Source organism: Mucilaginibacter sp. (genome assembly GCF_965277465.1).
Taxonomy (GTDB): domain Bacteria; phylum Bacteroidota; class Bacteroidia; order Sphingobacteriales; family Sphingobacteriaceae; genus Mucilaginibacter.
The window spans coordinates 1841219-1863262 of sequence record NZ_CBDICW010000001.1 but is presented as its reverse complement, the minus strand read 5'-3'; the positions used below and the strand labels follow the sequence as shown (position 1 = coordinate 1863262).

Sequence of the window (22044 nt, the reverse complement as noted above, 5' to 3'; positions counted from 1 at the left end):
TTACAGGTTGATCATTATGTAAAGAATCAACTATAAAATGTTAAATTCTCTGTAGAGTGATGGGTATAGTCGGCCGGAGGCCGGCACATATTCGTCACTCGCCAGGAGGCGAGCGACTACAGTGCAGATATTTTTTATTTACAATTAATTGCTGTAATAATCAAAGGCGGCTTTGGCTATTTTGGCTATAACGGCCTCGCGCGTAGCTTCGTCATCTGTTGAGTTACAAACAAAAACTGAGATAGCCATGTGTTTGCCATTAGGCAAGGTTATTATCCCTACATCATTAGTGGCTGGCGATAAGCCTTCGGCATTTGTTCCTGACGAGCCTGTTTTATGTGCCACAACGGTGCCTGCAGGTAAAAGGCCTTTTAAACGTTTAGGCCCGGTTGTGGTTTCGGTTAGTAGCTTGTTTAAAAAAGCAGTATTAGCTTTTGAAAGCACATCACCTTTATAAAAAATATCTAACAGGATATTCATTTCTAATGGCTTGCACCAGTTGGTATATTGCAGCTCCCATGATGAAGCCATATCAGCTTCTGATGCCCTGATGGCTATGCCTCTTATGCCTAAATGCAGCATATAGTCCTGCACGGCTTTAGGGCCATTAATTTGTTTCAGTAATATATCACAAGCATCATTATCACTTAATGATACCATGTAGCTCAACAGATCGCGAATGGACACATCAACCCCGCCTTTGGGATATTTATCGCGCAGCGGACTATATGTTTTTGGCAGATCGCGCTTGCTGATATGTACCAGCTGATCTAATGAAAGTTTACCTGAATCAACCAGATGTAAAACGGTAAGCGCAATCGGGAATTTCATAACACTTTGCAGTACCAAACGGGTATTACCATTATAGGTTAATGAATCGCGACTCTCTAATCCTAAAACAGATACACCTACAATACCTTTTGATGTTTTGGCAATAGCAGCTATCTGATCGCGCAGGCTCCCCTGCTGTGCCATTGCACAAAACGGCACTAAAAACATTAACAATAAACCTACCGAACTGATAAACTTTTTCATACACAATATTAACGCAATTATTTTGTATGAATTTTAATCCACGTAGAAATTATATTCAGCGCCACCGGCGACATGGTTTCCTGGATCTTTTCATATTCAGACATATCGCCTGTTACAGCAGTCTGCAAAAAGTGATTCAACCCGGGCAAAGCCATTATGCTAAAATCCTTATTCCCATTTTTTATCAACAGCTGCTTTATCAGGCTTAAATTATTAAAAGCATTAACCTGTGTATCCTTTTCACCATTAACGGCAAGTACGCTGCATTTAACTTTGCTCAGGTCTGTTTCCGGTTTATAGGTGATATAAAATCGCATCCAGGACATGTTGTATAAGTTATTGTAAAGCACTAAAATATTGCTCTTGATAATTGAACTATCGTGTACCTGCAATGCGGCAAGGGTTGCCTGGCTTTGCTGCATTTTCCAGCTGCTAAAAATGGGGGCTATCTTTTGATCTAAAGCATCAGCACTGTTTACAGTCGAAAAAAGATCGAGCACCTGTTTGTGCAGGCTCAAAAATGCATTTACGGCAGTGCTATCCAACCCCGCCTTTCTTAAGCCATAATTATTTTGATCAATTATAGTTGGTATGCCACCAACAGCCGGGGCTCCCCATAATACTATAAAGCTAACATCCTTGCGTCGGGCGGCAACCATAGGGGCTATTATGCCACCTTCACTATGGCCAATAAGCCCTAAATGCTTTTTATCTACATCTGTTCTTGTTTCCAGGTAGTTGAGGCTGGCTTCTACATCGTGCGAGAAGCTTTCGCTGGTTGCATTTTTAAAATTGCTGCCTAAGGTACTTTTACCGGCTCCCCTGTCATCAACCCTTAAAACGGCTATGCCCTGTTTGGTTAAATAATCTGCAAGTACCCAATATAATTTATGGCCAAGCATGCTGCCGTTCCTATCCTGCGTGCCGCTGCCGCTGATAATTATTACAGCAGGATACTTACCGCTGCCATTGGGACGGGTAAAAGTTGCGCCATAATGCAGGCTTTTATCGTCATTGTTATATTCAACATCTTCGCTGTAGTAACCGTAGGGCGCTTTAGGGGTTTGCGGCCTGATTGGATCTTTGGTTAATGCTTCTTTCTCGGCAGCGGTAATGCGCTTAATGCTTAAGGGTAATGCCTGCAAGCCTTGTTTAAATATACCGTTAATGGCATCCTTACCATCCCATAGGCCCTTGAACTTTGCGCCAATGGTAGCTATTTCAATAAACAAACTATCCTTTACGCGGTAAGTTTTGTTACAGGTATAGCCAAATGCTTTTTGATCGGGGCTATCAAAAGTAGCTGTATAACCGGTATCGGTTTTTTTAATATTAAAGCCCAAGTGCAGATCAACACCAACATTTACAGTACCCAGCCAGCTCCCGGCAATATCCTGCGCCTTTAGTGTATTGAGGGTACAAAGTATAAAAACACAGATCAGTAATTTTTTCATTTAGATTTTTATTTGATGTTTTTTGAAGTAGATATATGAGTAAACAATGGGGATAAATGACATAACCAATATACATGGCAAAAATACAAATGTAGCCGCCGGCGAAGGCAGCAACAGCATAGCAACCGTAATAATAATACCGCCGGTAACCCATACCTTACCTGCCAAACGGTGCGTGGCGCGCCAGTTCCCTTCGTCTTCAAGCGTCCAGGGGGTGCGTACGCCTGCAAAATAATTGGGTTTAATATTGTACATTAAATTACCTAAAAAAACAAACAGAAAGCCAATCAGTGGCAATATCAGTTTATCAATTTTAAAGCTTTTGTTTATAGTAGCAAATGTGATGCAGATGCTTAATGCTGCTAAAAATATAATAAGGCCCAAGCCCAATTTCTGAAAGGTTTTTTCGCCATTCTTTACCTGCTTTTTAGGATCAATGGATGGCAAAAACTTCATGAGCAGGTATAATAAAAAGGAAGTACCTGTTAAAATAGACTGAACTATAAATAACTCGCTTTTGGGGCCAAATGCATTGGGCGTACCATCGGCACCATAATGCATGGGCACTATGGCGGGTAACGAAGCATATACATACAACAGGTAGCCAATTGGTATTAAACCAATTAAAAGGGCCAACAGATCAACGAGGGTAAACTTTTTCATGCTGATGATATTATTGTTTAGGGGATTGAAGGCTGATGATCCATTTAAGTATTTCGTCCATTACGGTGGTGTTTAACGAGTAGCTGATAAATTGCCCGTCCTTAACAGATACCACCAGTCCTGCCTGCCGCAGCAGATCAAGATGATGCGAAATACTTGGCTTGGAGATATTGAACTGATCCGCAATTTCTCCGGCTGTAAGGTCTTTCTCCTTTAGCAGTTCCAATATCTCTCTCCGGGTAGGGTCGTTAAGTGCTTTAAACAGCGCGTTCAAAATGGATTGGTAATTATATATTTAGACAAATGTCTAAATACTTTTTCATATATCAAAGCTTTTATTTTTAGGGTGATAGGTTATTTATCTACCATTAATAATTCCTCAATTGTTTACAAATGGTTTATATTTCTCTGTAAAAATTCGTTACTTGTAGCTTATTTTCAAACCCGTATTATGCAAAGAAGAAATTTCCTTAAAACCACTTCACTGGCTGGTTTAACTTTAAGCACTTTAGCAGCAACCTCATGTAGTTTAGCTCCGGTTAAAAAGGATGATCCGGCTTCACCAGATGTAAAGCCGGATGATTTTGTACTTAGCGAAGTTACCATTGATGTGTTGCAGCAAAAGATGCAAAGCAAGGAATATACCTCACGTTCCATTACCGAAATGTATTTGAAACGCATAGATGCGATTGATAAAAACGGACCAAAGCTAAATGCTGTAATAGAACTGAATAATGACGCCTTAACCATTGCCGATGAGATGGATAAGGAACGCGCTAATGGAAAGATCAGGGGGCCTTTGCATGGCATCCCGGTTTTAATAAAAGACAATATAAACACCGGCGATAAAATGCATACCACTGCAGGCGCGCTTGCCATTGCCGATAATATAGCCAAAGAAGATGCCTTTATCGTTCATAAACTGAGGGAAGCAGGCGCTGTTTTATTAGGCAAAACCAATTTGAGCGAATGGGCAAACTTCAGGTCTACCCACTCAACCAGCGCATGGAGCAGCCGTGGCGGGCAAACCAAGTGCCCTTATATTTTAGACAGGAACCCCAGCGGATCAAGCGCGGGATCAGGCTCGGCCACATCTGCAAATTTATGTGCCATTGCTATCGGTACCGAAACTGATGGCTCTATAGTATCGCCGTCATCAGTAAATGGATTGGTGGGCATTAAGCCAACCGTAGGTTTATGGAGCCGTACAGGCATTATACCCATATCAAAAACACAGGATACTGCCGGGCCAATGGCGCGAACGGTTAGGGATGCTGCCATTTTATTAGGGGCAATTGCCGGCGAAGACCCAAAGGATAGCTATACCCTAACCAGCAAAGGCAAAATTGAACCAGACTATACCAAATTTTTAGATGCCGATGGTTTAAAAGGCAAACGGATTGGCATTGAAAAAGATGGCATGAAAGTTAGCCCGGCAATGGATAAAATTTTTCAGCAGGCTATTGAGGTACTAAAAAGTAAAGGTGCTATTATTGTTGAAATTGAGCTTTATAAACAATTAAAAGTTATTGGTGGCGCCGAGTTTACGGTATTGCTTTATGAATTTAAAGATGGATTGAATGCCTACTTAAAAAATGCAAATTCAAAAATGAAATCCATCACGGATGTGATTGCTTTTAATAAACAGAACGAGGATAAAGCTATGCCATTTTTTAAACAGGAAACCTTAGAACTTGCGGATAAAAAAGGTGGCCTAAACGAAAAAGAATACCTGGATTCTTTACAAAAAACCAACGGCATCACCCGCAAGGCTATTGATGCTATTTTAAAAGAGAATAACCTGGATGCAATATCAGCCCCTACAAATGGTTTTGCCGTTTGTATTGACCTTATTAACGGTGATTATGATAATGGCTTCTCCTTTTCGGGCCCGGCGGCAATGGCTGGCTATCCGCATATTACGGTGCCTATGGGTTATGCGCATGGCTTACCTGTTGGCCTCTCCTTTATAAGCACAGCTTACAAAGAAGGAGACATTATTAAATTAGGCTACGCCTATGAGCAGGCATCAATATTAAGGGTTGCACCAAAGTTTAGCCCGGTATTATTAGGTTGATAACACAACTTGCTGCACTTTTTGTTAATTTGGCAACGCATCTAACGCAAAAAACAAAACGCTATGGAATTTGGTCGTGTAAGCCCTGAGGAATTAATTGGAGTTGATTTTACGCTTCCGCCAGATCCGGAGTTAACTATTAAAACGCTGCAATCTGCCAAAAATGATAAGCCACTACAGGTACATGTTGGCTGTGCCAAATGGGGCCGTAAGGAATGGGTTGGCAAAATATATCCCCCTAAAACAAAAGACGCCAACTTTTTGGATGAGTACGTAAAACATTTTGATTGTATTGAGCTGAATGCCACGTTTTACAATGTTTATGGACCCGACATGATTGCCAAATGGAAAGAAAAGGCAGATAGCAATCCTGATTTTAAATTTTGCCCTAAATTTTCGCAAAGTATAACGCATATCCGCCGGCTAAAAAATGCCGACGAAATAACCACCAAATACTACGAAGGTATTTTAGCCTTCGGCGATAAGTTAGGTCCGCTGTTTTTACAGGTGGGCGATAACTTTACTCCAAAAAGCTTCCCCGATCTGAAGGCCTATTTAGAACAGCTGCCTAAAGACGTACCTGTATTTTTAGAGTTAAGGCATAAGGATTGGTTTGCAGTACCCGAAAACCGAAACCAGATATTCAACCTGCTGCATGAGCTAAACATAGGTGCTGTAATAACTGATGCATCGGGCCGCAGGGATGTGGTGCACATGGAACTGCCAACGCCGCATGCCTTTATCCGTTTTGTAGGTAACAGCCTGCATACTACCGATTATGCCCGCTGCGACGAATGGATTGAGCGCATTAAACAATGGCAGCAAATGGGCCTGCAATCTGTTTGGTTTTTTATGCACCAGCATGATGAACGCTACTCGCCCGAATTAGCTGATTATGTGGTTGAACAACTCAATAAAAAGTTAGGACTAAGCTTGCAAAGGCCCCAATTTATTGACAGGGACAAAGGATTGTTTGATTAACAATTTGTCTTATTGAGATACCAGTCCTGATATTACATTGATGCTTAAGGCTAAAATAGCTGTGTTAAAGGCAAAAGACATCAGCGCATGCATTAAACAGGCCCTACGGATTGTTCTGGATGAAATGCTTACATCTGATACCTGGAAGGTCATGCCTACTATAAAGGAGAAGTATACAAAATCAAGATAATCTGGCTCATCCTTTCCGGGGAAGATCAAACCGCCACCTTCTTTTACACCGCCATCATCAGTATCCTTATCATAATATAAGTGTGCGTACCTGAGCGTAAAAATAGTATGCAGCAGCCACCACGATATAATAACTGCGCCTATTGCTAATAAAATATGTTCGTTCTTACTGGCTTCCGTCAGGCCCTTTACTGATTTTAACAGGTATACAATTGCACCTAAGCTGGCTACAGCAGCAGCAGCTACAAACAAGAATAAAAAAGTACGACTTGAATCCTGGAGCTTGGCAATTTTCTTTACTTCGCGCGGATGGGAAGAAAATATAATTACCCAATCTAACAGGATAATAGTAAGGGCACATCCTATCCAGGTTAGTAATACCAATGCTGGTGTACCCACTTTTCCGTTTAAACAGAAAAAAACAATCGCGCTTACTATTAACGAAGCTAATAAACGGTAATGGGCATCTAACCTGAAAAATATGCGTTTATCGGCCTGTATTGTTTTTGCCATGTGGGGTTATATTATTTGGTGTATGCTGATAAATTTACTGCTTATATTTTAATCTTCAACAATTTCTGCAACACGGCCAACCTGTCCATCCTCCAGCCTCACCTTTATGCCACGGGAATGATAGGCCGAACTGGTAAGCAGATCTTTAACTATCCCACGGGTAAGCTTACCCGACCGCTGATCCTTTTTAAGGATAATATCAACCTCTAAACCGGGATATATATCGCTTCTGTTTTGTCCGTTCATTTGGTTTAAAATATATAATCGCGCTTATTACCCTTTGATTGTAATGGTTCGGCAACTAATTCTTTAACTGCCTCGTTAACTGTTTTAAAATCAAAGCTGCCCAATATTTTGTCCATTGCTGCAGTTATCTCCTCGTTCATCAAATTACCTATGCTACCCTCGTGGGTATGGTTAACCTCTTTGTTAGGATTAAACTCACCTTTCTCAATAGCCAAACCAACTTCCTTATAAGCATCGCGGAACGGTGTACCGTTTAGTACCATGCGGTTAACTGCTTCCACACTAAACAGGTAAGCATATTTTGGATCTTTCAAAATATCGGTGTTAACTGTAATGTTTTGCAGCATAAAAGTTGCCATGTGCAGGCAGTTCTTTAAATCGGCAAATGCCGGGAACAACAGCTCTTTTAATAGTTGCAGTTCGCGATGATAGCCAGACGGCAGGTTGGTGGTCATGATAGCCACATCATTTGGCAGGGCTTGTAACCTGTTGCATTTACCGCGCATAATTTCCCAAACATCGGGGTTCTTTTTATGCGGCATAATACTGCTGCCGGTAGTAAGTGTATCGGGGTAGCTTACAAAGGCAAAGTTCTGGCTCAGGTAAAGGGCCTGGTCCATAGCCATTTTTGCAAGCGTTGCCGCTATTGATGATAGGGCTTGTGCTATAACACGCTCAGTTTTACCACGCCCCATTTGTGCATACACCACATTATAATTAAGGCTTTCAAAGCCCAGTAACTGAGTTGTTAAACTCCGGTTTAAAGGGAATGAAGACCCATAACCTGCTGCCGAACCTAACGGGTTTTTATTGGTGATCTTATACGCTGCCAAAACCATTTCAAGGTCATCTGCCAAACTTTCGGCATAAGCGCCGAACCAAAGGCCGAATGAAGATGGCATTGCCACCTGCAAATGGGTATAGCCTGGCAGCAGTACATCTTTATGCTTTTCGCTCAAGGTGATCAACTGCCGAAAAAGCAACTCGGTTTCTTCAACAACTTGTTGCAGTTCGTGTCTGAAAAATAATTTCAGATCAACCAGCACCTGGTCGTTACGTGACCGGCCGCTGTGGATTTTTTTACCGGCATCGCCAATACGCTGTGTCAGCAAAAGCTCGACCTGCGAGTGTACGTCCTCAACCTCCGGCTGAATCACGAAATCGCCGTTCTCAATATCTTTATAGATCTTTTTAAGTTCCTGCTGCACCAATTGCAGGTCTTCGGCACTCATTAAACCAATGCTTTCAAGCATTTGCGTATGCGCCAGTGAGCCCAGTACATCAAAAGCGGCCATTTGTAAGTCGAACTCACGATCGCGCCCCACGGTAAAGTTTTCAACTAAATCGTTAACGGTTATAGACTTTTGCCAGATCTTCATTTTAATTTCAGATTTACCTGCTTGTCATTGCAGGGTACGAAGCAATCACCTACTACAGATCAGACCTGCCTGCCAGGAATTGCTTCGTACCTCGCAATGACGCACAAAGACTTCAAACTTACTGCTTTTGCTATAAATATTAATCAATTTATGCTTTCAAGCATCTTAATATACAATTCTATCCCCTCTTTTATCTCATCTACATAAACAAACTCATCGGCAGTGTGTGAACGGGCCGAATCACCGGGCCCAACTTTAAGCGACGGTATATCAAGTAAGGATTGATCAGACGTGGTTGGCGACCCATAAGTTGTTCTGCCTAAAGCCACGCCAGCCTGCACTATAGCATGCGCTTTATCAATTTTTGATGGCTTTAACCTGATGGAACGAGGGGTAACATCGCAGCTTACATGCTGGCGAATAATCTCTAATACTTCCTCATTTCGGTATGCATCTGTAACCCGCACATCAACCGTAAAGGTACAGCTTGCAGGTACCACATTATGCTGTGAACCTGCGTTGATAATGGTTACCGACATTTTTATCGGTCCAAAAACATCTGACTCCTCCGGGAAACGGAATGTGCGGAACCACTCAATATCGGTAAGTGCTTTATAAATGGCATTATCACCTTCTTCGCGGGCGGCATGGCCGGCTTTGCCGTGGGCAACGCAATCCAATACCATTAAACCGCGCTCGGCAATGGCTAACTGCATCAGGGTTGGCTCGCCAACTATCCCAAAATCAAGCTCACCAAGCTCAGGGATGATCAGTTCCAAACCATTAACTCCTGAAATTTCTTCTTCGGCAGTAGTGGCCAGGCAAAAATTATATTTTAGGTTTTCCTGATCATGGAAATAAAGGAACACGTTTATAAGCGATACCAGGCATCCCCCGGCATCATTGCTGCCAAGCCCGTAAAGCTTGCCAGCCTCAATTTTAGCATCATAAGGATCACGCGTATAGCCTGAATTGGGTTTTACCGTATCATGATGCGAGTTGAGCAGTATGGTAGGTTTTGAGGCATCAAAATGTTTGTTCCAGGCCCAGATATTGTTAAGCTTACGGTGAGTTTTAACACCGCGATCCTGCAAAAACTTTTCAATCAGATCGGCAGTAAGGTTCTCTTCTTTACTGAAAGATGGTATGGCTATTAATTGCTGCAGCAGGTCAACCGCCTGTGCAAATAGTATTTTTATATCGGTCATAAATACAGGGCCGGGCCCTAAATAATTAGTGTGCAAAAATAAGTTTTTTTTAGATAAACGGAATTATATCTCCGTTGGCTAAGCTAATAAGCCTTGTAAATAATTGTAATTATCTGCTTAGCTAAATGAACAAACGAATATTATTATTAACAGTTGCATTCATCAGCATAATTGTTGCATTCGGGTTTAAAAATCCGGAAAAAGATGCCCCGGAAACGGGTATTATGTTATCAGCATAAATAACCGCCTTTTTTAGCCTGAAACTTCAATGTAACGATACTGTTAAAACTCCCGAAAAACAGTTCTTACCCATTGATTTAAACTAAAAAAACATGATAATTGCCCGAATGAAAAATACCTTAGCTATTATTACACTGCTGGCTTGTTTTATTATAACAACAGCCAATGCCCAAACCACCCAGGTTTATAACAAAAACGGCTATAAGCTTACTTTTATTAATTACGATGCCACTTTTGATAAAGCCGAACAGGAAAGATTGGTAACTACTTTTTTTACCGTTTACCCTAAACTTGCTAAAGAGTACAACCCGGCTACGCTTAAAGCGGTTATTATGGTTATTGATACTACCTATAAAGGTGTAGCTGCTACGGCTGACGGCAAGGTTACCATTGCTGCCCACTGGCTGCACCAGCGCCCCGAAGATATTGATGTAGTTACCCACGAAGTAATGCACATTGTACAGGATTACGGCGACAGCAGCGGACCAGGCTGGTTAACCGAAGGCATTGCTGACTATGCCCGTAACAAGTTTGGTGTAAACAACGCTGCCGCAAAATGGACGCTGCCTGCTTACAAAGCCACGCAAAACTATGATAATGCTTACCGTATTACCGCCCGTTTTTTAGTTTGGGTTGAGCAAACCGTTAAACCCGGCATTGTTAAAGAGCTTGACAGCCAGATGAGAAAACATACCTACACAGATAACAGCTGGAAACAACTTACAGGTAAAACAGTTGATGAGCTTTGGAAAAGCTATACCGAAAACCCGGCTATAACAGTAAAAGATATTTAGTCCTCAATTTTTGAGTGCTTACGGGTATCGTTCATGGTGCTATAGATCAGTAATGACAGGGCTATAAAAATGGTAACATACCAATAAAACCACTCCTGGTGGTTTTTAACTTTAAACAGCAGGGCCAATGGCTCTGCTGTTCCTCCAAAAAGCGAAACTGCTATTGCATACGGAAAACCAACCCCCAGAGCCCTGATATTTGCGGGGAAAAGCTCGGCCTTTACTACTGCATTTATAGAAGTATAGCCACTAACAATTATCAGCGCGCACATTATTAGAGCAAAAGCTATCCAAACATCTTTAGTATGGCTCAGGGCTGTAAGGATGGGCACTGTGGTAAGTGTACCCAATATCCCAAAGCCTATTAACAGTGGCTTGCGGCCAATCTTGTCAGACAGTAAACCAAATACAGGCTGCAGCAACATAAAACCAACCAACGTTAAGGTTGAAATAAGCGTAGCCGCATTTTTTGTGAAGCCCGATGAGGTAACTAAAAACTTTTGCATATAGGTGGTAAACGTATAAAAAGCCAGTGTGCCCCCTATAGTTAAACCAATAACCGTAAACACAGCTTTGGGGTGTTGCGCCAATGCTTTAATGGTTCCCCGTGTGTCCCTTACCTTTTTATCATCTTTATTTAGGTCGACAGATTCTGTCATGCTTCGCCTTAAGTACATCACTGTTACGGCAAGTACAGCGCCCACCCCAAATGGAATGCGCCAGCCCCATTGGTGCAATTGTTTATCGGTTAAAAAAGCCTGCTGTAATAATATCAGCACACCCAATGCCAGCAACTGCCCCATTATAAGCGTTACATACTGAAAGCTTGAATAAAAGCCACGATGCTTTTTGGTAGCTACCTCGCTAAGGTAAGTGGCGCTGGTACCATATTCACCGCCAACGCTTAAACCCTGGATAATACGGGCAAGCACTAATATAACAGGTGCAGCCACTCCTATCTGCTTATAACCGGGCACTACTGCAATTATCAGCGAGCCTACACTCATTAATAAAACAGATAAGGTGAGTGCCGCTTTACGGCCTTTTCTATCGGCATAAGTACCCATTACCCAGCCGCCTATTGGGCGCATTAAAAAGCCGATGGCAAAAACCCCGGCGGTATTTAACAGCTGCACCACCTGGTTGCCCGACGGAAAGAATGTACCCGCAAAGTATAAGGAAAAGGCTGTATAAACATACCAATCATACCACTCCACTAAATTACCTAATGAGCCGCCTATTATAGAGCGTATTCTTGTTGTTGTTGTTTGCTGCGCAGGATTTTTAGCTTGCATCTAATTTATTCAACACGGTTTGTAACTGTTCAGCATAAATCTATAATTTTTTAGCAGCATTATTAAATTCCTAATTTAAATACTTAGACGCAGATAATAATGCCTCATAAATTTGACTATTTTAGCTTGCCCGCAATATTAAAAATCAGGGTTTATAATGGACGACCGTTTAAAATATAAAATCTCATTAAAATCAGACGAAGAACTTCAGGATTATATAAATAACAGGGAAAAGTATTTGCCCGAAACGATTGAGCTTTCAGTTGCTGAATTACAGGCACGCGGCATAGAATTTACCGACGAGGAGCTTAAGGTAATTGATGAGGATATGCAGGCCCGCAGGCAGCTTGCCGAAACGCCATCCAATGATCTTAACTTTTTTAGATACGACCAAAAAAATAACCAGATAGAAGACCCCGAGGCACCTTCTTATTATTCAAAAAGGGCTATTTATATATTCTCTATCCTGTTCAGTGTTTTCTTCGGATCTATAATGCTTGCCATGAATGTGGCTAAAAGGCAAAGTACAGCAAAGGCTTTGCTGGTTGTACTGTTTGGCCTGGGGGTTACTGCTGCAACCATTATTTTGGGCGAAGAATTTAATTTACCCACCAGTTCGGGAATTTTTATCAGTATAATAGGTGCTTATGCTATGAATGCCATTTTTTGGAAAAACTACATTGGCAATAATGCACTATACCGCTTAAGGCCCATCTGGACTCCGCTTGCCATCGGGCTTTGCTCAGCTGGCATGTTCGTTTATATGATAGTTTTATCACTCGGAAAATAACCGCAATATCTTAAAAAAATGAAAAAAGCACTTACTCTTTTAACCATTTTACTGTTAGCTGTCCAATTTGGCTTTAGCCAGCAAAAGGCCATTAATTATGGTAGTAACGCCGCAGTGGGTAAGTATTATAATATCCGCGGGTTTAAAATGTATTGCGAGGTTTATGGGCAAGGCAAACCCCTGCTAATGATACACGGCAACGGTGGCAGCATCAATAATTTTGCAAAAATCATCCCCTACTTTGCAAAAAAATATAAAGTAATTGTTGCCGATAGCCGGGCGCAAGGCCGGTCAGCCGACAGTAAGGATCCCCTGAGCTTTGAAATGATGGCCGATGATTACGCTGTTCTGCTCGATACCATGCACATCAGCAAAGCTTATATTATTGGATGGAGCGATGGCGGGATCAATGCCCTGCTCATAGCTATGCGTCATCCTCAAAAAGTGATTAAACTGGCATCTACCGGGGCTAATTTATGGCCTGATTCTACCGCGCTGATCCCATCGCTATGGAAAGATATGCAGAAACAGTACGCCGCATCAAAAAACAAGGTTTGGGAAACAGCCAAAGAAAAAAATGCCTGGAAAATATTTTTGCTTGATTATCTGCAGCCCAACATCCCCTTATCGGCCTTAAAAGCTATTAAATGCCCGTCGCTGATTATTTGCGGCGATCATGATCTAATCCCTATTGAACATACCGTGTTGATATACCAGCATATTGCAAAGGCTAATTTATGGGTAGTGCCTAACTCCGGGCACGGTACGCTAATTGAGCATACCGATGATTTTGACAGGAACGTAAATGAATTTTTTACGCGTAAAAAATGATCAGTAATGATTGCAAAACCTGCTAAACATTACTGATACATCTGCGGGCGGCTTGTGTAATAGTTATCAATAGCCTCGCCAATTTCATCAATCGGGAGGGTTTCCGCTCCAAACCGATGTTCAACAGTTGTCCATATCCCAAAATCATTTTTTTTAATGATATGGAACGTTGTATGATTAAATACACTAAAAATAAAACCGTCGCCCTCTGTAGGGATAACTTTAAATGTTTCGTTTTTAATTTTTATTTCGATGGTTTTCATAGGCTTGATAGCCCAAAATTAGGTGGTAAATCATGCGCCTGCAACTCCTTACAGGGGGTATTTTAACGGTATTTGACCCCGTGTTTTCCGCGAATTTTAACTATTAATTCAATAGAAGCTTATTATACGCAACACTTGTTATTTAGCTGAAATTTAAGGCTATTAATTATTTACCAGTTTAAAGGCACCTTCGCCATAACGCATGCCTGTATTTGGGTATTTATCCATGGTATCCTGTATGTCTTTTAAATCAGTTGCCGAAAGCTCCACATCAACTGAAGCTGCATTCTCGCGCAGGTACTTTGTTTTTTTGGTACCCGGTATGGGTATAATATCATTACCCTGTGCCAGTACCCATGCCAGCGCCAATTGTGCGGGAGTACAATTTTTTTGTATAGCCAACTGGGCAAAAGCAGCAGCTAATTGCTTGTTATTATCCTTATAATCATCGCTAAAGCGTGGTAGTGTTTTACGGAAATCGTTACCGGCCAGGTCATCAATATTTAAAGTATTGGTTATTAAGCCGCGCGAAAGCGGGCTGAAAGGGACCAAGGAAATACCTAACTCACGGCATGTGGGTAATATTTCAGCCTCCACATCCCTTGTTAGCAGGGAATATTCACTCTGTAAAGCAGCTATCGGATGAACAGCATGAGCCTTACGTATAGACGCTGCAGACGCTTCTGAAAGCCCTAAGTAACGCACCTTTCCCTCTTTTACTAATTCGGCCATTGCGCCAACCATATCCTCAACAGGTACTTCAGGGTCAATACGGTGTGCATAATAAAGGTCAATGGTATCAATATTTAGTCTTTTAAGGCTTTTTTCAACTGCGGTTTTAAGATAAGCCGGTGAACCGTCAAAATAAGAACCTGCGCCACCCGGAAATGCACCATTATCTTCCCGCTGCCTGAAACCAAACTTGGTAGCTATAAAAACCTTATCGCGGTTTGGGGCCAGTACCTTGGCAACCAGTTCTTCATTTTTTCCGTTGGCATAAACATCGGCCGTATCCCAAAAGTTAATACCCAGATCAAGTGCCAGGTTTAAAGTAGCTATTGATTCCGTATCATTAGCCGTGCCGTAGCCGTGGTTCATGCCCATGCAGCCTAAGCCCGTTGCAGATAGTTTTTCGCCTGTGTTTCCAAGTTCCCTGTATTTCATAATATGGTTTTTATGTTGATGCCTGCTAATTTCATTAAAACGATGCTAAATAATAGCTGAGAATAAATGTAATTATAGGATTTTTAACATTACAAATTTTATCTGGTTTGGTGCTTTGGTTTAAAATGACAGTATTATAGCGATATAATTAGCCCCGATTTTAATGATTTTTATTCCTACTTTTAGCGCAATCATTTACCAAAATCACAAAATTGTCAAAAAAGATGTTTAAACATCTTTTTTTTAAAAAGGTTCATTTTATGTATTACCTTTGTGACAAAGAAATTCAAAATCTTAAACTAATCAGATAAAAACAATCATGAAAAAATTAATCACTTTAGCTGCAATTGCTTTATTCAGCACGGCATCATTTGCACAAACTACCTGGAATGTTGATAAAGCACATTCAAAATTACAGTTCACTATTACTCACTTAGCAGTGTCTGATGTTGACGGTATTTTCAAAGATTTTACAGCTACTATAGTATCTTCAAAACCAGATTTCAGTGATGCTAAAGTTAGCATGACCGCTAATACTGCTTCTGTAAGTACTGATAACGATCAACGCGATGGTCACCTTAAATCACCAGACTTTTTTGACGCTGCTGCTTTCCCAACACTTACTTTTGTAAGCACTGGCATCACTAAAACATCAGCTAATCACTATAAATTAAACGGTATCCTTACTTTACACGGTACAGCTAAAGCAGTTGTTTTTGAATTATGGTACCGCGGTACTATCACTAACCCAATGAGCAAAGCTGATGATGCTGGCTTCCAGGTTACTGGTACCATCAAACGTTCTGACTTTGGTTTTGGCAGCAAATACGGCTCACCAATGTTAAGCGACGAAGTTGTTGTTAAAGCTAACGGCGAATTTTCAAAAGCTAACTAATTATACTTTAATTAGTAAAAAATATAAAAAAAGCGCTCCGGGTTGTCCGGAGCGCTTTTTTTATATGTAAGAGTCAAGCTTTAAAAGCAGCAAATGACTACACTAATACCTAATGACTTTTGACTAATGACTCGCCCGCCGTAATCCGGGTAAACGTCATAGTTTTACCAATGAATTTAAAGTGCCAATAGCCCTTAACTTTTAATTCGCCTTTTTTATCCAGATAGGCAGACGAGTTCCACTCGCGGCCATGTTTAGAATCATAGATCACTCCATCTTCCCAGGAGTTTGTTTCAGGATGGTAGGTAAGGTTGGTTAAAACACTTAAGCCTAAAATTTTGCGGCTGCGCAAAGCAGGGTTTGGGTTACGCTCGTCGGTCCAGTAATCCATAGGTTTACCTTCTGTATCATTATACCAGAGTATTTTTGCCCTAAACTTGCCGTCCTCCATATAAACCTGCACAATCAGGTTCTTTTCGGTTGATTCCCATCTTCCACAAATCAATTCGCTGGGTTGCTTAACCTGTCCGTTTGAGTTAACAGTTGTTATTAAAATCAGTACAAAAAAGCAAAACAGGTATTTCATTGTCATAATTTGGGGGTATTATACTATTAAAACAATCTATATGCCATAAAACGGGATGCGGTATTCATAAGGTATTAACCATCAAATATTTTACACCCCTTAAGGTAGTGTATTTGCTACACAGTTTATATATTTGAACAAAGCTATTATTTCATTCCCTATGAAAAAACTTCCATTGCTCCTTCCCCTGCTATTGGTGTGCGCTTTAAGATCCCCGGCCCAGGATAAAAATATTTACCATAAAGGCTGGGTTGATTTTAATAAAAATGGAAGGATGGATGTTTTTGAAGATCCGTCACAACCGATTGATAAACGGGTTGCCGATTTACTGAGCCAGATGACCGTTGAAGAAAAAACCTGCCAGTTAGCTACTCTTTATGGTTATAAAAGGGTTTTGAAAGAAGAAATGCCAACCCCATCATGGAAAAACGAAGTTTGGAAAGATGGGATTGCCAATATTGATGAAGAACTGAATAACCTTACCTCAAAAACTGATGATGCGCCAACCCAATACTCCTACCCATACAGCAAACATGCATCGGCCATAAATACCATACAAAAATGGTTTGTTGAAGAAACACGCATGGGCATCCCGGTTGATTTTACCAACGAAGGTATCCACGGGCTTAACCACGATAGGGCAACTTCCTTACCTGCGCCCATAGGCTATTGGCAGCACCTGGGATAAAGAGCTGGTGCGCCAGGCCGGGCAAACGGTTGGCCGCGAGGCAAAGGCCCTTGGTTATACCAATGTTTATGCGCCTATACTCGATCCAGCCCGCGACCAGCGTTGGGGCCGCGTAGTTGAATGCTATGGCGAAGACCCTTTTTTAATTGCTGAACTGGGCAAGCAAATGACCCTTGGGCGTACAGGAAGAGGGTGTTGCATCAACCTTAAAACACTTTGCGGTTTACAGCGTGCCAAAAGGCGGCCGTGATGGTGCGGCACGTACCGACCCGCATGTGGCACCGCGCGAAATGTACCAGCTATACCTGTACCCCTTTCGCCGGGTGATACAGGAAGGCCATGCCTTGGGGTAATGAGCAGTTATAACGACTGGAATGGCGAGCCCATTACCGGCAGCTATTATTTTTTGACTGAACTGCTTCGGCAAAAATTTGGTTTTAACGGGTATGTGGTATCTGACAGCGAAGCGGTTGAATACCTGTACAGCAAGCACCATGTAGCCGGGGATATTAAGGAAGCTGTTAGGCAGGCTTTTGAAGCAGGGCTTAAATGTGCGCACCAATTTTACTATGCCGCAAACCTATATTATGCCGCTGCGCGAATTGGTACAAAGAGGGCAAGATCTCTATGAAAACATTGGATTCGCGCGTGGGCGATGTTTTGCGGGTAAAGTTTAAACTAGGTTTGTTTGATCATCCTTATGTAGCGGATCCAAAAGCTGCCGATAAAATTGTGCACAACGCCGAAGCCAAGCGCAATGGCTTTAAGAATGAACCGCGAAGCAATGGTACTTTTAAAAAATGCGATAACTTATTACCGCTGAATAAATTAAAAACATACTGGTAACCGGCCCGCTTGCTGCCGAAAAAAATTATGCTACCAGCCGTTACGGCCCGTCGCACAACCCGGTTACTACAGTTTTAGAGGGTATTAAGGATTATATGGGCAAGTAACGGCGTGGTAACTAAGTGCCAAAGGCTGCGATATTATTGATGCCACCTGGCCCGAAAGCGAGATTATTGAAACCCCGCTTACCGCAAAGAACAGGCTTCAATTGATAACGCAGTTAGTGCAGGCTAAAAAGTTGATGTAGTGATAGCAGTAGTTGGCGAAGGTGTAGACCAGCGTTGGCGAAAGCCTTTCGCGTACCGGGCTTAACCTGCCGGGCCGCCAGTTAAAGCTGATACAGGCCCTGCAGGCTACCGGCAAACCGGTGGTTATGGTAATGATAAACGGGCAGCCGCTTACCATTAACTGGGAAAACAAATATGTACCGGCCATACTTGAAGCCTGGTTCCCCGGCCCCGAAAGCGGTAAGGTAATTGCCGAAACCTTGTTGGCGATAATAATCCCGGCGGTAAGCTATCTATCACCTTCCCTAAAACAGTTGGGCAAATTGAATACAACTTTCCGTTTAAACCGGGCTCGCAGGCCGGGCAGGGCGGTGCAAACAGCTGGGGTAAAACCAGCGTTAACGGTGCCTTATATCCTTTTGGCTATGGCTTAAGCTATACCACTTTTGCCTATGAGCAACCTGCAGGTATCGCCCAAAAGGAACACCAGCAGGGCGATATTACCGTAACCGTTGATGTTACCAATACCGGCCAGCGCAAAGGCGATGATGTAGTTGAGCTTTACCTTAAACAGGAAAGCAGCAGTGTTACGGTGTATGACTATGACCTGCGCGGTTTTGAGCGTATCAGCCTTGAATCCCGGCGAAAAAAAGACTGTGCAGTTTACCCTGCACCCGGATGACCTTGCCATATTAGATAAAAACATGAACTGGACCGTTGAGCCGGGAAAATTCCAGGTGATGATTGGCAACTCATCCGAAGATATTAAGCTGAAGAAAGAATTTGAAGTGGAGAAGTAAGGTGAAAGGTAAATTTCTTTGTTGGGATACGGTTTAAGGAGTTATTATCTTAGTATCATGAATCGCCTTTGCCTTATCACCACTATACTATTTATACCCTACTGTTTAAAAGCACAGTTAAAGCCGTTACCAGCTTGGATTACTACGGCTTTCAGGAGTAACAAACTCGACAGCAAGTTTGAATTGAAAGAAAATCTAAAACCTGCTTATCTGAAAGCTGACTTTAATGGAGATGGGGTTAATGACATAGCCGTAATGGTTAAAGACAAAAAGAGCGGTAAGTTAGGTATCCTGCTTATGCTGGGCAATAACAAGCGGTATGAGGTTTTTGGCGCAGGCAACAAACTGGGTAAAGCAGGTTTTGATGCAACGGACGACTTGAAGTGGGTACAAGGTTGGGAGATTTATAATAAACCTATTGCCTACGAAACAAAGTTTGACAATGGCGACATAATTGGAAGCACTAAAAGGAAGCTAACCAATAAAGCCATCAATATATGGTCTGTAGAGGATGGTGAGCCGCTTGCCGGAGAACTTATAACTTGGAATGGTAAAGAATATACCTGGATACATCAAGGTGAATAAACTGAATTTTACAAACAGGGGAAATTTTTAACAGCAGCCTAAAACCACATCAAACATCATACAAAAACGATCTTTTATTACCTTTACCCGGATTTATTATTTTACCGGTTAACATTAACCAAACATCACATTTGCACTTTGCTGCTTTATTCCTATTTTAGAAAGATTAAAGTAAACCCATATCAGCAGTACTGAGCAATTATAACTAATTACTTAATGGAATTTAAAAACAAGAGTGTTAAGAGTACGCAGCTAAAAAACATGATCACCAAATGCCTTTATTTTGATAAGGCTATGTCATGTGCCGAGCTAAGCGAGCTGTTTGACAAAAGTATTCCATCAATAGCCAAGGCGGTTAATGAACTGATTGACGAGGGCTTTGTTATAGAGCAAGGCTACGCTCCGTCCAGCGGTGGCCGCCGCCCGCTGATGTATGCCATTAATGCAAATGCCATGTATATTTTGGCCATAGCGATGGATCAGTTGTCTACCCGTATTCAGCTTGTCGACTTGCTGAACCAACCGGTTGCCGAAATGGTAATGTTTGATCTTAAGCTGCTAAACAACAACCAGGCCCTTAACAAACTGATTGAAAACATAAACTTATATATCAACAACTCAGGCATAGCAAAAGATAAAATTGCAGGTATAGGCATTGGTATGCCGGGCTTTATTAACCCGATAAAAGGCATAAACTATACGTACCTTGATGCCGGTGATAAAACCTTAACCCAATATATAACCGACGAAATTGGTTTAGCTGCCTATATTGATAATGACTCCAGCCTGATAGCTTTGGCCGAACAAAAATTCGGGATAGCTAAAATGCAAAAGGAGGTTATGGTAATTAACCTGGGCTGGGGTATTGGCCTGGGGATGATTGTAAATGGCGAGATATTTAGAGGCCGTAACGGTTTTGCGGGAGAATTTAGCCACATCCCTTTATCAGAAGATGGAGCACTTTGTACCTGCGGTAAACGTGGCTGCCTGGAAGCCGAAGCCTCCATGTTAGTAGTATCAAAAAGGGCTATTGCAGGTATAGAACAAGGCCGGGTTACCAGCCTGAAACAGATTGATGAAGCACACTCCAAACAAATGGGCGACGCCATTATGGAAGCTGCCATTAACGGTGATCAGTTTGCGGTGGAGCTGTTCTCTGATGCCGGTTATAAAATTGGCAAGGCATTAGCCATCCTGATCCATATCATGAACCCGCAAACTATTGTATTAAGCGGGCGCGGGGCCAAAGTGGGTAAAATTTTGATGGCGCCCATTCAGCAAGCATTACATAAATATTGTATTCCCCGGCTTTCGGGTGGTACCGAACTTTTAATATCTGAACTGGGTTTTGATGCAGAGCTGATAGGTGCGGCAGTATTAGTGATGGAAAACTTTGATAAAGAAGTGCAAAGCCAGTTAGTAGCAAGCTAACCTAAATATGCTAAATAATGCGGGAGATAGACCTTTTCTATTTGCGAAAACAAGAACCTGTAAAAAGCTGCCTGCTTTTTTTAAGAACGCATATCCCAGCTTACAACAAGCATATAACAGAGGCCTGGAAGTATAACATGCCTTTCTTTTGCTACAAAGGCAAAATGTTTTGTTATTTATGGGTAGATCCTAAAATAAAGCAGCCGTATATTGGCTTTGTGGAGGGGCGTAAAATGGAACACCCGCTGCTAATTGCCGGCAATCGCTCCCGCATGAAAATTATGCAGCTCGATTCCAATACCGATGTACCGGTAAAAGCATTGGACACCATTTTGCAAATGGCAATTGACATTTGCGATTCCCTTGCCTTTTAATTTTTATTATTTATGCTGATAAAACGACTTACACTAACTGAATACCAATTGGTAACCGGCTTATTTAACCAATACCGTGTGTTTTATAAACAAGCACCAGACATTAGTGTTGCAGAAAACTTTATTAAGGAGCGGCTTGAAAATAATGAATCGGTAATATTTATTGCCCTGGCCGATGTTGGCGGCAAACAGATCCCTGCCGGATTCACGCAGTTATACCCGCTCCTATCATCCGTAAGGGCAAAAAAAAACTGGCTGCTGAATGACCTGTATGTTGATCCGGCATTTCGCAAACAGGGTATAGGCGAGGCGCTGATAAAAGCATCTATGGATTTTGCCAAAAGTGAAGGTGCAGCCTTTGTTAAATTAGAAACAGCCGTTGATAATTATACAGCCCAAAGCCTTTATGAAAATATCGGCTTTGAAAAACAAGTGGCAGATACTGCCTATCTTTCGTACAAAATAACTTTAGATCAATAGATCATCCACA

The 22044-nt window shown here is 41.8% G+C and carries 26 protein-coding genes and 2 pseudogenes; 15 read left to right on the top strand and 13 right to left on the bottom strand.

The features are described 5' to 3' along the window. Positions 1-144 precede the first annotated feature (144 nt). The 4 genes from bla to ACQY4U_RS08460 are packed head-to-tail and all read right to left on the bottom strand — an operon-like array spanning position 145 to position 3426. Entirely contained in the window at positions 145-1035 is an 891-nt protein-coding gene (gene bla / locus ACQY4U_RS08475; protein ID WP_428328958.1) for a class A beta-lactamase, subclass A2, read from the bottom strand. Between the two features lie 17 nt (positions 1036-1052). Beyond that, a complete protein-coding gene (locus tag ACQY4U_RS08470; RefSeq protein WP_428328957.1) occupies positions 1053-2489 on the bottom strand; it encodes an alpha/beta hydrolase family protein in 1437 nt (478 codons plus the stop codon). Continuing rightward, the gene (locus tag ACQY4U_RS08465) at positions 2490-3152 is read right to left on the bottom strand and encodes an SdpI family protein (protein WP_428328956.1); all 663 of its coding nucleotides are present in this window, start codon (positions 3150-3152) and stop codon (positions 2490-2492) included. Positions 3153-3162: 10 nt separating this feature from the next. Then, complete coding sequence (locus ACQY4U_RS08460) at positions 3163-3426, bottom strand: autorepressor SdpR family transcription factor (RefSeq protein WP_428328955.1); 264 nt, start codon at positions 3424-3426, stop codon at positions 3163-3165. Positions 3427-3603: 177 nt separating this feature from the next. On the opposite strand from ACQY4U_RS08460, the gene ACQY4U_RS08455 reads away from it, so the two are divergent. After that, a complete protein-coding gene (locus tag ACQY4U_RS08455) occupies positions 3604-5229 on the top strand; it encodes an amidase (protein ID WP_428328954.1) in 1626 nt (541 codons plus the stop codon). 63 nt (positions 5230-5292) lie between these two features. Then, a complete protein-coding gene (locus ACQY4U_RS08450) occupies positions 5293-6210 on the top strand; it encodes a DUF72 domain-containing protein (RefSeq protein ID WP_428328953.1) in 918 nt (305 codons plus the stop codon). Between the two features lie 9 nt (positions 6211-6219). Here the strand turns inward: ACQY4U_RS08450 and ACQY4U_RS08445 are convergent, their stop codons facing one another. The 4 genes from ACQY4U_RS08445 to ACQY4U_RS08430 form a co-directional block, all read right to left on the bottom strand. Then, positions 6220-6912 (bottom strand): DUF1345 domain-containing protein, encoded by a 693-nt coding sequence (locus ACQY4U_RS08445; protein ID WP_428328952.1) that lies wholly within the window; start codon positions 6910-6912, stop codon positions 6220-6222. Between the two features lie 48 nt (positions 6913-6960). Next, positions 6961-7158 (bottom strand): YwbE family protein, encoded by a 198-nt coding sequence (locus ACQY4U_RS08440; RefSeq protein WP_428328951.1) that lies wholly within the window; start codon positions 7156-7158, stop codon positions 6961-6963. Between the two features lie 5 nt (positions 7159-7163). Further along, positions 7164-8537, bottom strand: a complete 1374-nt coding sequence (gene argH, locus ACQY4U_RS08435) for an argininosuccinate lyase (RefSeq protein WP_428328950.1) — start codon at positions 8535-8537, stop codon at positions 7164-7166. A gap of 143 nt (positions 8538-8680) precedes the next feature. Then, positions 8681-9745, bottom strand: a complete 1065-nt coding sequence (locus ACQY4U_RS08430; protein WP_428329738.1) for a M20 family metallo-hydrolase — start codon at positions 9743-9745, stop codon at positions 8681-8683. A 347-nt stretch (positions 9746-10092) separates the two neighbouring features. Here ACQY4U_RS08430 and ACQY4U_RS08425 point away from each other — a divergent pair, with 347 nt between their 5' ends. Then, positions 10093-10779: a basic secretory protein-like protein gene (locus ACQY4U_RS08425; protein ID WP_428328949.1), complete on the top strand. Its 687-nt coding sequence runs from the start codon at positions 10093-10095 to the stop codon at positions 10777-10779. On the opposite strand, the gene ACQY4U_RS08420 is transcribed toward ACQY4U_RS08425, so the two are convergent. Continuing rightward, a complete protein-coding gene (locus ACQY4U_RS08420) occupies positions 10776-12074 on the bottom strand; it encodes an MFS transporter (protein WP_428328948.1) in 1299 nt (432 codons plus the stop codon). The genes ACQY4U_RS08425 and ACQY4U_RS08420 overlap by 4 nt on opposite strands. 157 nt (positions 12075-12231) lie before the next feature. Here ACQY4U_RS08420 and ACQY4U_RS08415 point away from each other — a divergent pair, with 157 nt between their 5' ends. Both ACQY4U_RS08415 and ACQY4U_RS08410 read left to right on the top strand, forming a co-directional pair. Continuing rightward, the gene (locus ACQY4U_RS08415) at positions 12232-12864 is read left to right on the top strand and encodes a hypothetical protein (protein ID WP_428328947.1); all 633 of its coding nucleotides are present in this window, start codon (positions 12232-12234) and stop codon (positions 12862-12864) included. Between the two features lie 18 nt (positions 12865-12882). After that, positions 12883-13695 (top strand): alpha/beta fold hydrolase, encoded by an 813-nt coding sequence (locus ACQY4U_RS08410; RefSeq protein ID WP_428328946.1) that lies wholly within the window; start codon positions 12883-12885, stop codon positions 13693-13695. A gap of 29 nt (positions 13696-13724) precedes the next feature. Here the strand turns inward: ACQY4U_RS08410 and ACQY4U_RS08405 are convergent, their stop codons facing one another. Next, positions 13725-13958 (bottom strand): hypothetical protein, encoded by a 234-nt coding sequence (locus ACQY4U_RS08405; RefSeq protein ID WP_428328945.1) that lies wholly within the window; start codon positions 13956-13958, stop codon positions 13725-13727. 162 nt (positions 13959-14120) lie between these two features. After that, a complete protein-coding gene (locus ACQY4U_RS08400) occupies positions 14121-15122 on the bottom strand; it encodes an aldo/keto reductase (protein WP_428328944.1) in 1002 nt (333 codons plus the stop codon). 319 nt (positions 15123-15441) lie between these two features. Between ACQY4U_RS08400 and ACQY4U_RS08395 the strand changes: the two genes are divergently transcribed. Further along, complete coding sequence (locus ACQY4U_RS08395; RefSeq protein ID WP_428328943.1) at positions 15442-16017, top strand: YceI family protein; 576 nt, start codon at positions 15442-15444, stop codon at positions 16015-16017. 109 nt (positions 16018-16126) lie between these two features. On the opposite strand, the gene ACQY4U_RS08390 is transcribed toward ACQY4U_RS08395, so the two are convergent. Next, positions 16127-16609, bottom strand: coding sequence for a DUF2147 domain-containing protein (locus ACQY4U_RS08390; RefSeq protein ID WP_428328942.1), 483 nt, complete (start codon positions 16607-16609; stop codon positions 16127-16129). 154 nt (positions 16610-16763) lie between these two features. Between ACQY4U_RS08390 and ACQY4U_RS08385 the strand changes: the two genes are divergently transcribed. The 4 genes and pseudogenes from ACQY4U_RS08385 to ACQY4U_RS08370 all read left to right on the top strand — a co-directional run. Then, positions 16764-17291, top strand: coding sequence for a hypothetical protein (locus tag ACQY4U_RS08385; RefSeq protein ID WP_428328941.1), 528 nt, complete (start codon positions 16764-16766; stop codon positions 17289-17291). Positions 17292-17298: 7 nt separating this feature from the next. Beyond that, positions 17299-17922: pseudogene (locus ACQY4U_RS08380) on the top strand (glycoside hydrolase family 3 N-terminal domain-containing protein). Next, positions 17919-18137, top strand: coding sequence for a hypothetical protein (locus ACQY4U_RS08375; RefSeq protein ID WP_428328940.1), 219 nt, complete (start codon positions 17919-17921; stop codon positions 18135-18137). Before ACQY4U_RS08380 ends, ACQY4U_RS08375 begins: the two are co-directional and overlap by 4 nt. Before the next feature lie 313 nt (positions 18138-18450). Further along, positions 18451-18743, top strand: a pseudogene (locus tag ACQY4U_RS08370) (glycoside hydrolase family 3 C-terminal domain-containing protein); the annotation flags it as partial. 51 nt (positions 18744-18794) lie between these two features. Here the strand turns inward: ACQY4U_RS08370 and ACQY4U_RS08365 are convergent. Continuing rightward, the gene (locus tag ACQY4U_RS08365) at positions 18795-19055 is read right to left on the bottom strand and encodes a hypothetical protein (protein ID WP_428329745.1); all 261 of its coding nucleotides are present in this window, start codon (positions 19053-19055) and stop codon (positions 18795-18797) included. Here ACQY4U_RS08365 and ACQY4U_RS08360 point away from each other — a divergent pair. The 5 genes from ACQY4U_RS08360 (at position 18961) to ACQY4U_RS08340 (ending at position 22034) form a co-directional block, all read left to right on the top strand. Continuing rightward, on the top strand, positions 18961-19164 hold the full coding sequence (locus ACQY4U_RS08360) for a fibronectin type III-like domain-contianing protein (protein WP_428328939.1): 204 nt from the start codon (positions 18961-18963) through the stop codon (positions 19162-19164). The genes ACQY4U_RS08365 and ACQY4U_RS08360 overlap by 95 nt on opposite strands. Before the next feature lie 57 nt (positions 19165-19221). Then, complete coding sequence (locus tag ACQY4U_RS08355; protein ID WP_428328938.1) at positions 19222-19749, top strand: hypothetical protein; 528 nt, start codon at positions 19222-19224, stop codon at positions 19747-19749. A 216-nt stretch (positions 19750-19965) separates the two neighbouring features. Beyond that, positions 19966-21180: an ROK family protein gene (locus ACQY4U_RS08350; RefSeq protein WP_428328937.1), complete on the top strand. Its 1215-nt coding sequence runs from the start codon at positions 19966-19968 to the stop codon at positions 21178-21180. Positions 21181-21197: 17 nt separating this feature from the next. After that, on the top strand, positions 21198-21554 hold the full coding sequence (locus ACQY4U_RS08345; protein WP_428328936.1) for a DUF1801 domain-containing protein: 357 nt from the start codon (positions 21198-21200) through the stop codon (positions 21552-21554). A gap of 12 nt (positions 21555-21566) precedes the next feature. Continuing rightward, positions 21567-22034: a GNAT family N-acetyltransferase gene (locus ACQY4U_RS08340; protein ID WP_428328935.1), complete on the top strand. Its 468-nt coding sequence runs from the start codon at positions 21567-21569 to the stop codon at positions 22032-22034. Positions 22035-22044: the final 10 nt, after the last annotated feature.